Annotated in this window: 9 protein-coding genes; 3 read left to right on the forward strand and 6 right to left on the reverse strand. The window is 55.7% G+C overall.

Annotation, left to right across the window (positions count from 1 at the left end; genetic code table 11):
- Nucleotides 1-121: 121 nt before the first annotated feature.
- Nucleotides 122-469, reverse strand: coding sequence for a helix-turn-helix transcriptional regulator (locus tag Q7O77_RS06570; RefSeq protein ID WP_304164666.1), 348 nt, complete (start codon nucleotides 467-469; stop codon nucleotides 122-124).
- Between the two features lie 135 nt (nucleotides 470-604).
- On the opposite strand from Q7O77_RS06570, the gene Q7O77_RS06575 reads away from it, so the two are divergent.
- Nucleotides 605-2,020 (forward strand): MFS transporter, encoded by a 1,416-nt coding sequence (locus tag Q7O77_RS06575; protein ID WP_304164670.1) that lies wholly within the window; start codon nucleotides 605-607, stop codon nucleotides 2,018-2,020.
- Nucleotides 2,021-2,384: 364 nt separating this feature from the next.
- Here Q7O77_RS06575 and Q7O77_RS06580 read toward each other — a convergent pair whose 3' ends face one another.
- Entirely contained in the window at nucleotides 2,385-2,924 is a 540-nt protein-coding gene (locus Q7O77_RS06580) for a hypothetical protein (protein WP_304164673.1), read from the reverse strand.
- On the reverse strand, nucleotides 2,918-3,235 hold the full coding sequence (locus tag Q7O77_RS06585) for a hypothetical protein (protein ID WP_304164675.1): 318 nt from the start codon (nucleotides 3,233-3,235) through the stop codon (nucleotides 2,918-2,920). The genes Q7O77_RS06580 and Q7O77_RS06585 overlap by 7 nt, the downstream gene beginning before the upstream one ends.
- Nucleotides 3,236-3,435: 200 nt before the next feature.
- Here Q7O77_RS06585 and Q7O77_RS06590 point away from each other — a divergent pair, with 200 nt between their 5' ends.
- On the forward strand, nucleotides 3,436-3,783 hold the full coding sequence (locus Q7O77_RS06590; protein WP_304164678.1) for a DUF1283 family protein: 348 nt from the start codon (nucleotides 3,436-3,438) through the stop codon (nucleotides 3,781-3,783).
- Nucleotides 3,784-3,871: 88 nt separating this feature from the next.
- Complete coding sequence (locus Q7O77_RS06595; protein WP_304164680.1) at nucleotides 3,872-4,156, forward strand: DUF1161 domain-containing protein; 285 nt, start codon at nucleotides 3,872-3,874, stop codon at nucleotides 4,154-4,156.
- Nucleotides 4,157-4,222: 66 nt separating this feature from the next.
- Here the strand turns inward: Q7O77_RS06595 and Q7O77_RS06600 are convergent, their stop codons facing one another.
- From Q7O77_RS06600 to Q7O77_RS06610, 3 genes are all read right to left on the reverse strand, one after another.
- Entirely contained in the window at nucleotides 4,223-12,742 is an 8,520-nt protein-coding gene (locus Q7O77_RS06600) for a glucoamylase family protein (protein ID WP_369696210.1), read from the reverse strand.
- 349 nt (nucleotides 12,743-13,091) lie between these two features.
- On the reverse strand, nucleotides 13,092-13,757 hold the full coding sequence (gene bioD, locus Q7O77_RS06605; protein WP_118895103.1) for a dethiobiotin synthase: 666 nt from the start codon (nucleotides 13,755-13,757) through the stop codon (nucleotides 13,092-13,094).
- 161 nt (nucleotides 13,758-13,918) lie between these two features.
- The coding region (locus tag Q7O77_RS06610) for an ROK family protein (protein WP_304164685.1) at nucleotides 13,919-14,565 on the reverse strand (647 nt) is incomplete at its 5' end.

Raw genomic sequence — 14,565 nt, forward strand, 5'->3', positions numbered from 1 at the left:
ATCCTCTTCGTCGGCAGCGTCAGATGTGTATAAGAGACAGGCGTTGGGACAGGCTGTAAATAAACTATTTAAAAACATCGTATTAAAAATAACTTTTGAAATAACAAACTTTTTGTACGTATTAGCGCAGCGGCAAGCTCTTAGCTGTTGTCTCCTGCGTTAATGTATCGCTTTGTAACGCCCCTAACAATGAGTCGAGCAATCCAGGGAAACGTTCATCAAGATCCTCACGGCGCAACGACAGCAAGTTTTCTCTCCCATTAGGCCGCTGCCAGATAACACCGCTATCTCGCAATACACGCCAATGGTGGGTTAGCGTTGATTTTGGAATGCCGCTTAAGACGGCGCTGCATGAGTGTTCCCCACCAACAGCTAACACGCGTACGACTGTTAAGCGGAGAGGGTTGCCAAGCGCGGTCAACACATTCTCAATACGAATCTGATCTCGTTCAGGATGGTTTGGTATCATCAAGGCTCTATTTTTCAGCAATGCGTTTATAGCAGAACAAGTTATAACAAACTTATCTTCATGACTATTGTTTTAGTACTCTCATACCCATATAGTACGTAAATTCTAGTACAATGGAACATTAGGGAGTTATCAATGTCTATATCTTCGCGTACTTCTGGCGAGCCGAATTCACTAAGTTGGAGCCTGGCGTTACTCGCCTTTGCCCAACTCATCTATTCGCTGGACATCAACATCATCTTCGTAGCATTACCGGAAATCGGCGCGGATCTAGGCTTTTCTGGACAAACCCTACAATGGGTGGTCAGCGCATATACCGTGTTTTGTGGTGGATTTCTATTACTTGGTGGACGAGCTGCTGACTTACTGGGGCAGCGGCGCGTATTCATCTTCGCGTTATGGATATATGCATTGTCGTCACTGGTTGGTGGGTTTGCATGGAGTCCAATGGTGATTGTTATTGCGCGAGCCGTACAAGGCATTGGTGCTGCATTACTCTTCCCATCCACATTGTCTCTAATTAATCGGTTGTTCGAGGAAGGACATCAGCGAAATAGAGCACTCGCTATATGGGGAGGAGCTGGCGCCAGTGGTCTGACGCTTGGATCACTTGCCGGTGGCGTATTGACTAGCGCATACGGCTGGCCATCAGTTTTCTTCGTCAATGTCGCCTTGGCTGGCATTGCCATCGTTGCCGCGTTCTTTGTTATCCCAAAAGATGAAGCACGAACCAATAGCCGTAGCTTCGATCTGCCGGGTGCACTGACAGTAACTGCTGGAGCAACGTTGCTGGTTTACGCGTTGGTTCAAGGACCTGAGGATGGTTGGGAGGCTATTCAGATTGTCGTCGCTTTAATGCTGGCAGCGTTATCCCTGTTGGTCTTCGCCGTAATTGAATCACGCAGCCGCGATCCTTTGATGCCGGTACGTTTGTTTGCCAATCGCAGTTTGGTCATCAGCATGGTTATCACCTTTATTTATATGGGCACTTTCGGTGCCCTACCATACTTCTTGACTGTCTTGTTCCAGAACGTGCAACAGTACAGCGCCTTGCAGACAGGGCTCGCATTCATAGTGCCCTCACTGGCTATATTTTCAGGAACGCAATTAGGTGCGCGCTTAGCGAATCGTCTTACTATGCGTACCACGCTGTTTGTCGGTTTTGCGATTGGTATCGTTGGCACACTGGCATTAGCTCCTGCCATTTTCGTGGGTGCATCATATATGTATATAGTACCAGGACTAGTCGTTTCAGGCCTCGGTCAGGGTATTGTCTGGACCGCAATGTGGATAGCTGCCGCCTCAGGCGTAGCACATCGAGAGCAAGGTATTGCTTCTGGTATGGCCTCTACGACTTTGAATGTTGGTAATGCCATCGGAATTGCAGTACTGGTGGCTTTTGCAAATCGAGGGCTCGGCGGCTTACAGGGGGATACCTTACGTGATGGAATTGTGAGCGGCTCGCAGCATGCTTTATACCTTACGGCGGCTGGTCTGATGGTGGGATTAATTGTATCGCTAGTCTTACCCTATAAGGTAAAAATCGTTTAGAGGGGTTTGTTGCAAAAAAGGCAGACAAGGCCAATTCTAGGCGTTTCTCAGAACGTTAGTATCTCTGCAACGTGGGCGTGGTTGCATCGCAGCCACGCCCCTGGATAAAACTAAGGGTAATAACGTGCTGGATCATAATTGACTCGAACCGGCCCTATGTCACCGCGTGCACACCGGTTTAAATAAGGGGGAGTCCGTGATGCTGTCGCCCGTGCCATCTTTATCCACCGGCTGGGTGAAATAAGAAACAGGGGTCTGGAAAATACCGGCTATTACGCGCTGTTGATACCAGTTTGTGCAAAATAGCCTTGGTGTGGGATATTTTCCTTTTTCCAAGCGGACCCCAGTTAGAATTTCAACAGGCTTAAAGACTGATTCCTCCCGCAGGACATCGTTCATCCTGGGGCTTTTCGAGCGCGGAGCTGACCTGCACGACCATCACTTTGGCGGGTTCATGGCCTACGGCACCAGAAATATGGCCCACCTTTTTGCCAAACATCCCGGCATTTTTGTCATAGCCAAAAGACATTTCCCCCGGCCCCATTTCTATCCGATTACCATCCATCGTCTCGACAAACCAACGCCCCGATAGCGGAATAATCCACTGCGGCGACGGATTTTTATGCCAGGGCCCCACCCAACCGACCGGCATGATATTGAAGACATAACGCGACGTGGGCAGATCTTGCTGAGACACCCATTCGGGATCGCCCTTCACGCTGAATTGCTCAAGTTTGAGCGTATTCAGCGCGCACTTCGCCTGATGAGAAATCCCCGCCTTATCCACCCAGACGCTCCAATAACGAATCGTACTGTTTTTATCCGGCGTCTGCGCCTGACACAGACCGGAACCGAGTAACAAGGGCAATAGCAGCCCCCGGCGATACGACCAGCGTGTTAACATATTTCCCCCTTCATGACGTAGAAGCTGCCATCCATCATCGTGTAAAACGCGCGTGAGGTTTTTTTCACAAAATTATCGCAATGAACCACCGTCGACTTATCGTCCTCCTGCCAGGCGATCAGAAAATAATCGTCCGGCAATGATTCCCATTGAAACGGGATCGTCATGACCGTTCCCGCCATATCACCGACCATGAATTCGGCGGTCACCTTATCGCCCTCCTTTGAATAGGTGTTTTTAATGACAAGCTGCGGACTGAACGTGATCACGAAAGACGAACCTGCGTAGGGGAATATTTCTTTAGTACTCATCAAGCCTCCTGAAACCAAGAAATGGCAGCGCAAGCCGCTGTCGACAATATCAGTATAGTTTGTATGGGTATTAGCGCGGTCTAACCACGTGCGATTGACGTGAATGGCGGGTCGGTTATAGTTTCGTTGTCATTCACAGCGTTAATGTTTTGGCATCACAGCGACAATCGCGTTGGCACATACCGAATTCAGGGTGAAAAATGAACACGAAGTCATACCAATCAGCACTGCGTTTTGTTATTCCGCTGTCACTGTTGCTGGCCACGGCGAGTTGGCAGACGGCTCAGGCGCAGACGGATCACATCATTGTGGATAACGGCAACAGCGCGTTATCCAAGGAAGCCGCCCGCCAGAGCAAGGAACAGTGGGATGAAACCCAGCGACTCCGCAAGAAAGTGAATCAGCGGGTCGAAAAAGAGTTTGATAAAACGGCAAACGCGATTGACGGCAGAGAGCGTTGCACGACCAGTGCCAACGTCAACGCCTATTGGGAGCCGAATACATCCCGCTGTCTTGACCGTCGTACCGGCCGCACTGTCATGCCGTAACTTTTCGTCTACGCTTGTAGAGAGTCCCGACCCTTGTCCCGGCATCCAGCCGGGCAGTTGTTAGGTTTCTTTGAACAAAGGTGATGAAATGAAAAAAACGATAATGTTAACTGCCGCGCTTTTCGTGATTGCCCCCCTGGCCGCACAGGCATCTTGTGAAAGCGTTCGTGATGCTATCTCTCACAAAATCGTCCAAAACGGCGTACCGGAGTCTGGCTTCAAGCTGGATATCGTTCCTAACGATCAGGTAGGTCAGGCGGGTGGACAAGTGGTCGGTCATTGCGAAAACGATTCGCAAAAGATCGTTTATACCCGCTTTGCCGAAGGTGAAGCCCCGGCGGAAAGCACGCCTGCGGCACACGCCCCGCAATAAAACAGGTTGTGTTTCCACCGCGTCCCGCGAGAGTCAAACTCGCGGGACGCGCTTTTGACTCCGCGGTTATTGCCCGACTGACGCCTCCCCGCCAACCCAGACCTCGACCTGATGTACTCCGCCGTCATCCTGTAACGGAATCAGACCATCCCGGATGCCTTGACCATCCACCGTCACACGATCTTCACGCTCACCGCGTTTTACGGTAATCACGTATTGGCTGCTGCCTTCCTGATAGCGTATCTCCAGCTGCGGCCAGTCGGCCGGGAGATGCGGCGCCACGGACAGACTGTCTCCATGACGGGTGATCCCCAGCAGTGATTCGGTGATCAGTCGATAAGACCAGCCCGCAGAACCGGTATACCAGCTCCAGCCGCCGCGTCCGTTGTGGGGATTGACCGCATAGATGTCTGCGCAAATGACATAAGGTTCCACCTTGTAGCGCTGCGCCGATGCGGGTTCCAGACTGTGATTGATCGGGTTAATCATCGACATGAGTTCCCAGGCCCGTTCGGTATTGTCCATTTCCGCAAAGGCCATCACCGCCCAAATCGCCCCGTGCGTATATTGTCCGCCGTTTTCGCGCACGCCCGGCAGATAACCGCGAATGTAGCCGGGGTTAGGACCATGACCATCAAACGGAGGCATCAGCAGTTTGATGATACCGTTCGCATCATCGATCAGATGTGCGTCCAGCGCCTTCATAGCCTTCTGTCGATAAGCCTCATCGCCTGCGCCGGACAAGACCGACCAGCTTTGCGCAATCGCATCGATTTTGCACTCCTCGGCGGTATGTGAACCCAGCATCTCTCCGGTATCGAAATAGCCGCGACGATACCAGTCGCCATCCCAGGCGTGGGTATTCAGGTTCTCTTTCAGCGTCGCGGCGTTATCCCGATAGAAATCGGCTTTATCCGCCAGGCCGCGCGTGTCGGCCAGCGTCGCGTAGCGCTGCAATACGGTATACAGGAAGAAGCCCAGCCAGACGCTTTCGCCCCGGCCTTGCAGGCCCACCAGATTCATACCGTCGTTCCAGTCGCCGCAGCCCATCAACGGCAGACCATGCTGCCCCATGCGCAGACCGTTCGCGATCGCCCGTTCACCGTGCTGCCACAGCGTTTCTACCGTAGCACTGATGCCCGGCTGTTCGTAGCTCGACTCTTCGCCGGGGTTAAGCAAACGACCTTCAAGATATGGCACCGGCTGATCCAGTACATCGACATCGCCGGTCACTTCCACGTAATGACAAATCGCCAACGGCAGCCAGAGGTAATCATCCGAGCAACGCGTGCGTACGCCGTTACCCTGCGGCGGATGCCACCAGTGCTGGACATCCCCTTCAATAAACTGACGAGAGGCGCACAGGAGGATCTGCTCGCGCATCCGTTCCGGCGCGATATGGGTCAGCGCCAGCGAATCTTGCAGCTGGTCGCGGAAACCGAATGCCCCGCCGGACTGGTAATACCCGCTGCGGGCGTTGATACGGCAGGCGAGCGTCTGATAAAGCAGCCAGCCATTCGCCAGCAGGTTGGTGGCCGGGTCCGCCGTGGCAATCTGCATTTTCCCCACGATACCGCGCCAGTATTGCTGCACCCGTTCCAGCTCGCTCCGTGCGCTGGTTTCGCCAAGGTATTGCCGCATCAGCGCTTCCGCCTGCCCTGTATCCTGTCCGACGCCCAATGCAAAAATCAGCGTACGCTGGTCGCCGTCGATCAACGCGAGGGCCGATTGCACCGCACCGCACGGGTCAAGACCCGCGCCACTTCTGTCGGAGAGACGGCGTAGTTTCAGCGCCGCAGGCGCCGCGCGTGAACCGTTGCGTCCTAAAAACTCGCGTCGATCGCCGCAGATAGAGCAATGCGCGCCGGTCACGGCGAAGAAGGCGGTTCGCTCTGAACCATTGCCGCTGTAGTAGTTCTTGGCGAGAATTGAGCACCCACGCTCAACCGGCGTTCCCTGCGTCACGATGTGCATCGCCGATTTAGACCGCAAATCGCCCAGCACCCACTCGGCATACCCGGTGGCGGACAACTTACGGGTGCGCCCGGATTTGTTGGTCAGCGTCAAAATAAACAATTTGACCGGCGCTTCTTCCGCGACAAACACGGTCAGTTCGCTGTCGATCCCCGACTCACGATGTTCAAACACGCTGTAGCCAAAGCCATGTCGAGTCCGATACGCGCCATGCCCTCTGACCGGCAGCGCCATCGGCGACCATACGTGTCCGCTCTCTTCATCTCGCAGATAGAACGCTTCGCCGGACGCGTCGCTGACCGGATCGTTTTCCCACGGGGTCAGACGATATTCGTGCGCATTTTCGTACCAGGTATAGGCCTGACCGCTTTCTGAAATCACCGTGCCGAATTCCCGGTTGGCAATCACGTTGGACCACGGCGCGGGCGTATTCTCGCCTTCGTTCAGCACGATGTGATACTCGCGTCCATCAGGAGAAAAACCACCGAGGCCGTTAAAGAACTGCAGCTGACTGACTTCCGGGGTGAACGGCGTATGACGATCCGGCAGCGCGGGGCTGAGCGGAGCCAGCGGTTTTTGCAGCGACAGCGTGTTTTGCATCCGCTGATTAAGCTGCTCAATCACGCTGTCGCCGCGGTCGTCCAGAACGATGGCGGCCGCGCTCATCAGCAGCGTGCGATCTTCATTGGACATATGGATATCGCCGCGCACGAAGATGCCGCCGGGTTTATCCAGTTGACTGGATGCATCGCCCGCGGAAATCAGGCCCAGAATCTGGTTTTGCAGATCCTGCTGATAACCGCCGAGGTCGGCGTTGATGATAACCAGATCGACCGGCAACCCTTTCAGACGCCAGTAGCTGTGTGCCCGAACCAACGTGGCGACCATCCCGATATTGACGTTGCTGCTGACGGACAGCAGGACGATGGGTAAATCGCCGGAAATAGCATTCCCCCACAGGCCCGACTGCCCGCGACGGTTCGCCATAATGGTGTGCGCATCGGCCCGCAGCTCCTGCGTCGGGAACAGCACGCCGCCCGCCAGACGGTTGAACAGGCTGGCATCGTCCTCGTTGGCATTCAGCTGACGCAGAACAATTTGACTGTGGGACCGCGCCAGCTCAAAGACACGGTCCGCGATATTGCGGTCACGGTATTTTTCGAGCAGCGCGATGGTCGGGTCACGCGCTTCGGTGATGCCATAGACCAGATCAACCACGACGGGAATGCCCGGCACCAGCTGGATGCGCTGGCGGATCGCCATTACGGGATCCAGCACCCCGCCCGCGCTATTGGCGAGCGAGCCGTCCCGCTCCAACGCCAACGGCGTCGCGCTGTTGCGCCCCCGGCCAATAAAGGCGGCGCGGTCGGTTTCAAAGGACGTTTCCCCGCTGTTGTGGCCGTGTACGACCATGGTGTGGAATAACCATGGGCAGGCTTCTTCCGGCTCGCGCGGGCGGCGATGACAAAGAATCGCATCCTGTTCCGGCAACAGTTCCGTTTGTACAAATAGATTACTGAACGCCGGGTGCGCGAGATCGTTCGCCGCCGGTGCCAGAACGACTTCGGCGTAAGAGGTAAGCTCAATGCTGCGGGGCTGACGACCGCGATGAACCAGCGTCATCCGACGCAGTTCAATATCATCCTCCGGCGACACCACCACATGCGTATGTACGGTCAGCGACCCATTGAGGCGGATAAACTCGGCGCCCGCGTCCGTGAACACGATCCGATGTTGCCCTTCCTGTCCGGCCACGGGCTGCCAGGTGTTGCTCCACACTTCGCCGGTCGCCGTATCTTTCAGATAGCAGAACGAGCCCCGGTTATCGCAGGTGCTGTCCTGACGCCAGCGTGTCAGCGCCAAATCGCGCCAGCGACTGTAACCGCCGCCGCCCTGCGTCAGCATCAGATGGTAATCGGCGTTCGACAGCAGTTGGACTTCCGGGATCGGGCTGTCGACATCTTTGAACTCCCGAATGTCGTATTTCGCCGGTTTCAACACCCCTTCATGGGACTCGAAGTGTCGGCGCGGCCGGTACAGTTCTACCACCTCAGACATCCGCTCCTGCAACAACAGACGCGCAGACTGGAACATCGGAGTACTGGCGAAACGCTCCACCATCGGCGCATCCAGCAGCACGTGAGACAACGCTAGCAGGCCCATTCCCTGATGGTGCGCCATGTACGAGCGAATGATGGCGTAAAACTGACCTTGCGCCAGACGCGACGTGGTGTAGTCCAGCGCCTCATAGAAACCGTATTCACCGCGTGCGCCGTTATTCTCCAGCGTCACCAGGTTTTCGCAGGCTTTGGCAGGGTTAATGATCAACGCCAGTAACGTGGCATAAGGCGCGACGACCGTATCGTCACCCAGACCTCGCCTCAACCCCAGACCGGGTACGCCGAACGCGTGATATTGGTAATTGCGGTTGACGTCGAAGGCGTAATAGCTCGACTCGGAAATCCCCCACGGCACGCCGCGAATTTTTCCCCACGCAATCTGGCGATTCACGGCAGACTGACTCATCAGCTCCAGTAACGTACCGGGATAGTCCGGCATAACCAGCTGCGGCATCAGGTATTCGAACATCGAACCGCTCCACGACATCAACGCCGGTTCGTTATCAATCACCGTAAACAGCCGTCCCAATGCATACCAGCTTTTTGTCGGCAATTGGTTGGCGGAGACGGCGACGAAGTTGGTCAGTCGCACCTCCGACGGCAGCAGGTCATAACTGCTGCTGTCCATGACGTTGGCGTCGCAGTTGTAGCCCACGCTGAGCAGATGCGTCACCGGGTTGTAGAGGAAGCGGAAATCCATATTGGCATGGTCGCTCAGGCGCTGTTCCAGTTCGGCCAGAATCGACAATCGCTGCTGCGACAGCTCGATGGCGGAGGACATAGAGATGGAGTGTGCCGTCGTCACCGACGACGTGTACTGCGCCAGCCAGACCAGCGACGGGAGCGTCGTGACGGCGCGATCCTCTTCCGTCATCCAGCCCAATAGCTGTGACCACTCCTGACTTATCCCGCTAATCTGCGCATCCAGGCTGTCGGCCCAGCGTCGAATGACATGGCTTTCTGCCGCGGCCAGCTCTGCCAAGGTATGGCTTACCCCCTGCATCGCCTGTAGCTCGGCGCCGAAACGGAATAGCGGCGCGTCGTGCGCGGATGCCCATTTCTTACGGAGCTGATTCAATGCGCCCGGCGCGCGCGTCCACACGCGTTCCAGCAGCGACAGCGTGTCGTCCAGCCCGGCCAGAATCTGAGTCACGTCCATGACCGGTTGCGTTCGCATGGCCACCAACCCTGAACGAAGCGTCAGCAGATGTCCCGCCAGATTGCCGCTGTCGACGCTGGAGATATAGCGCGGCGCCAGCGGCGTCAGGGTGTCGGTGCTGTACCAGTTGTAGAGGTGACCGCGGAAGTGCGCCATTTTGTCGAGCGTATCCAGCGTCAGCGATGTTCGATTGAGCACGCTGGCCTGACTGATATAGCCGAAGTCCCATGCCGTCAGGTTCGCCAACAGCGACAAGCCGATATTGGTTGGCGAGGTACGACGCGCCACAATCGGTCCCGGCTCTTCCTGAAAGTTATCCGGCGGCAGCCAGTTTTCTTCTGCCGTGACGAAGGTTTCAAAGAACAGCCAAATTTCACGGCTATGCTCACGCAGCCGCCGACGCTGATCTTCCGTTAGCCCCTGTTTCTTTCGCTGCGGCTCCCGACTTAGCCAGCACAGCAGACGCGGCGCTGACAGCCACAACACGCCCAACGGGATGGAAACCACTTGCAGCAGCGGATTGAAGTAGGCCGTCAGCAGCATCAGTAGCACCGCCGCGACCGGATTAGCCCACATCACCAGATAGTATTGTTGCGGCGCGTTGACGCGGCGCAGCAGATGCTGGCCAAGACCGGCATCCAGACTCACCCAGTCTTGCAGGTGGCGTTTGCTGATCACCAGACGCCACAACGTGACGCCAATAGCCCGCAGCGTATTGACGCTTTCATACGGCAGCGTCGACAGGTTCATCCCAACGCGCATCAAACGCTGTAACGCGGTGTTGAACACGGTGCGCAAATGCTGCGAGAACGTGCGCCGCCGGTTTTTTCTGATGATCTGATAAATCAACATCAGCGCGGTAGGCAACAGCAGAACCATCGCGACGGCGGTCAGCCAGTTCACCGGATTGGGCGCCCACGTCAGCGCACAAAACAGGACGATCAACAGGCTCGGTGAATACAGACTCCGCCGGAGATTATCCAGCAGTTTCCAGCGGGATAAGCCGCTCAGCGGGTTAGCGACACGCCGACGATCTTCCCGCCGCACATAAATGCCCAGCCAGTTCAATAACTGCCAGTCGCCGCGCACCCAGCGGGTTCGCCGCGCCATATCGGCCAAATAACAGGTGGGGTACTGTTCATACAGCAGCACATCGCTCAGCAGTCCCGACCGGGCATAGCACCCTTCCAGCAGATCGTGACTTAGCACCAGATTTTCCGGACAGGTGCCCTCGTTAGCGCGGGTAAAGGTGTCGACGTCATAAATCCCCTTGCCGACGAAAGATCCTTCGCTAAACAGATCCTGATAAATATCAGACGCCATATAGGAGTAGGGATCGTTGCCCGGAATGGCGCTGGACAACGCCGCGTACCGACTCTGTCCGTAACGGGGGATCTCCTCCGCCAGACGCGGCTGCAGGATGCCATATCCGGCCACCACGCGCCCTTTATCCACATCGAAAATAGGCTGGTTAAGCGGATGGGCCATGGCGCCCACCATCTTGTGTGCGGCATCGCGCGGCAACACGGTATCGCTATCCAGCGTGATGACATATTTGATGTCGTCCAGCGTTTGGCTCTGGTTGCCGACGATGGTATCAAATTCATTGCTCTGCTGGCGCAGCCAGCGGTTCACGGCCTGAAGCTTGCCGCGCTTACGCTCGTAGCCCATCCACACGCCCTGCTTCTCATTCCACTGCGGATTGCGATGCAGCAGGAAAAATAAGGCGTCCACCGGATTGGAATAGCGCTGATTCAAACGCTTGATATGCTGGGTCGCGTAGGACAGCAGCTCGTCATGCCACGGGTGCGTTTGGGTGGCGGAATCGGGAAAATCGGTCAGGAGCGCGAAATAGAGATTGGGAGAGACGTTGCTGAGATAACACACTTCCAGGCTATTGATCAGCTTATCGACGCTCGCCCGGCTACTAAGCAGACACGGCACCACGACCAGCGTCCGCGAATCCGACGGAATACCTGTGGAAAAGTCGAGTCTGGGCAACGGACTTGGCGTGCGCGTTTGCATAGTGGCGTCACCCAGCAAATCCAGCACCAGTTGGCTGAAAACAACAATGGCGGGGATCGCCATCAGCCACAGCGTCCATCCCATGCCGGCTTCGTGGGTGCGTAATAACAGGTCGGCGCTCAGCGCCGTGGTCAACAGGCTCAGGCTACCCAACCACGACAAAAGCGGCTCCTGATTGAACCAATGACGCAACCGGGTGAACGGCGGATAATGCACCTGAAGTTGCTGTTCCAGCGCGGCGCGGCCCTTATCCACGAGATAGTAACCGACGTGGCGCTTCCGTCCGCCTTCCGGCGCCGCTTTCGCCATCGCCAAGACAGCATCCGCCACCTCTATTTCGCTGTACGGACACTGGCGGGACAGAATTTCGATGGTGTGACGATAGTGATCTCGGGTATCAAAATGCATCGCGGCATAGATGCCCGCGGGATCCTGCAATAGCCTTTGTTCGACCAGACTCATTGATTCGGCAAAATCCGGCCAATTCGTTTCACTCAGCTGCCGCAGGCTGGCGATACTATTGCTCACCGACAGCTGATTTATCGCCTGCTGCTGATTGAAGCGGTGGATCATGGCGTCGGTGGTCAACCCTTCCTCTGCCAGCCGTTGCTCAACCCAGGTAAGCGGCAGCGCCAGCATGTTGCCGTGTCCGCGCAGGCGGCGCACCATTTCGGCCACAAAGGAGTTGGAACGCGGCGGGTTGGAACGCGCCATATCGGCAATCACGATAATCAGATTGGAAGGATCGATTTCGGCGCCTTCCAGAAACTTGTCAACCCAGGCATCGGCAAGGTTGCGCTCTTGCTGCGCGGTTGCCACCTTCACGCTCACGCGTCTTAGGTTGTCGATAATTGCCAGCCGCAGCATCGCAGGCAGCGCCCACAGCTCGCTGAGCGTCAGCGGCGTAATTTCCTGATAAGCCGCGATATAGCGCATCAGCGTTTTGGCATCGAAACGACCATCGCCATGGGCAATCGCTTCCGTCGCGATGTCATAAATGCGCGGGCCATTAAACGGCGCGCCCAGCTGCGGCAGCCCCTTGCCAAAGTTTTTCGGCAGATGCTGAAAAACCGCGCGAATGTGTTCTTCGATCAGGTAGAAATTATCAAGCAGCCATTCCCCTGCTGGCGTAATCGCCGATTTGTCGCTGGCGTTGAGCACATCACAGCTGTGGGTCAATACCGCCTCATGCTCCGCCAGATTTTTCAGCAAATAATACGGCGCATTTTCCTGTGTCAGCTTGTGGGACCGCGCGAGCTTTCGACCATAGCGCTCCATTTGATCGGCCGAAAACAATTCGGCTTTGATCGTAGTATCAGGGTGTTCGCCAGGCTTAGGCGTCGCCCCTTTAGCGGGAAAAGCGGGAAGTTGTTCGGACTTAAACCAAGCAAGGAAATTTTTATTCACGCAGATACTCCTGAGCACGGACGCCAAAGGGCAGCCAATGACGCTGCAGGAAAGAGTTCGCACTTGATAATGGGAATCACTGAATAGCGAAAACCGTCACTTCAGGAAGTCACGGCAGGCTACGTGTTAAAAATAGCAAAGTCTGATGCAAACGCTTAACTTTCGACCGGCAGGACAAAAAACCCGGCGAAGCGCGCCGGGTCTATGAGAGAGGGAGGAGCGAACCGGCGCGGGAACGCCGGTCGAAACGTTACTGTTCGAGGGCAGACAGATCGATGTAGGAAGACAGTTCGCGCTGTTCCGGACGCGGCAGATACGGCAGCTCGCCCAGCTGCGGCGCTGGGATTTTCCTGCGCAGCGCGTTGATGACTTCGGCATAGTTCGCCAGACCGGGATTGATACGGTTGGCGACCCATCCAACCAGCGGTAGTCCGTCGTTGAGAATCGCCTGCGACGTCAGCAGCGCATGGTTGATACATCCCAGCTGAATACCAACCACCATGACGACCGGCAACTGCTCTTGTATGACCCAGTCTGAGTAAGTGCGCATATCATTCATTAACGTGCGCCACCCGCCGCTACCTTCGACCACCACGGCGTCCGCCATCGCGGAGATCTGCTGAAGTCCTTCCGTCATGGCGCAATAATTGATGGTCAGCTCGCTGGCGCTAATCTCGTCTTCCGGCAACGCGACCGGATTGATTTGATCATACGGAAGAGAAAGGCTCGAAGCCTCCTGCAGGATCATCGCATCTTTGTTACGCAGCCCTTCCGGCGTTTCGATACACCCTTTGCCAATAGGCTTATAGCCCACCACCGTTTTGCCGGACTTCGCCAGCGCCTGCAATAACGCTTTTGATACCACCGTTTTACCAATGGCCGTATCCGTGCCTGTAATGAAAATACGCTTTAACATGAAGATACCACTCCGGAAGGAACCACCAGGGAAATAAATAAAAATGTAAAATCCAATGTCGAAGTCAAAAGTCTAGGCGATAGCCAGAGCAGCCAGCTTGCGTTAGCTCAATATTTTGCTTTTCAGGAGGGCGAACAAACGAATAGATGAGGATTTTACGATCAGCCTTGCAACAATTTTACCAACAGAGAACCGTTGTACAGCGCATCTTTGACCAATGCGGCGCCGGGCATGGTGCCCTGATTGTAAAACTCGGTGGCGACCACCTGTAGATTATGACTGTATGCGGGAAGCGACTGCTGCCGAATACATTCCATAATCCCCGGATAGAGAATATCCGCGGCTTGATTCAGCGGCGACCCCACCAGAATTTTATCCGGATTGAACAGATTGACCATGATCGCCACGATTCGCCCCACGTTATGCCCGACGTCCACAATAATATCATTCGCCAGCGGATCGCCCCGCAGCGCGGCGTCGCACAAGGCTTCCGCCGTGAGTGGTACGCCGTGCAGCATCGAACTCATGGATTGGGATAACCGCTGCTGGGCCAACTCCAGAATGCTCTCGATGCTGGCGACCGTTTCCAGACAGCCATGATTGCCGCAATAGCAGCGTTTACCATAGGGATCGACCTGAGTATGGCCGATTTCTATCAGGTTACGGCTCCCCGCATGCAGGATCTTTCCGCCGGTAATCACCCCCGCCCCCACGTTGTGATCGATAACAATTTGAATCACATTCTGGTAACCCCGCGATGCGCCAAACAGCGCCTCCGCCATCGTCCAGGCGCAAATATCATGCTGCA

Origin of the sequence: Lonsdalea britannica (genome assembly GCF_946477055.1) — a bacterium.
In the GTDB taxonomy this organism is placed as follows: domain Bacteria; phylum Pseudomonadota; class Gammaproteobacteria; order Enterobacterales; family Enterobacteriaceae; genus Lonsdalea; species Lonsdalea britannica_A.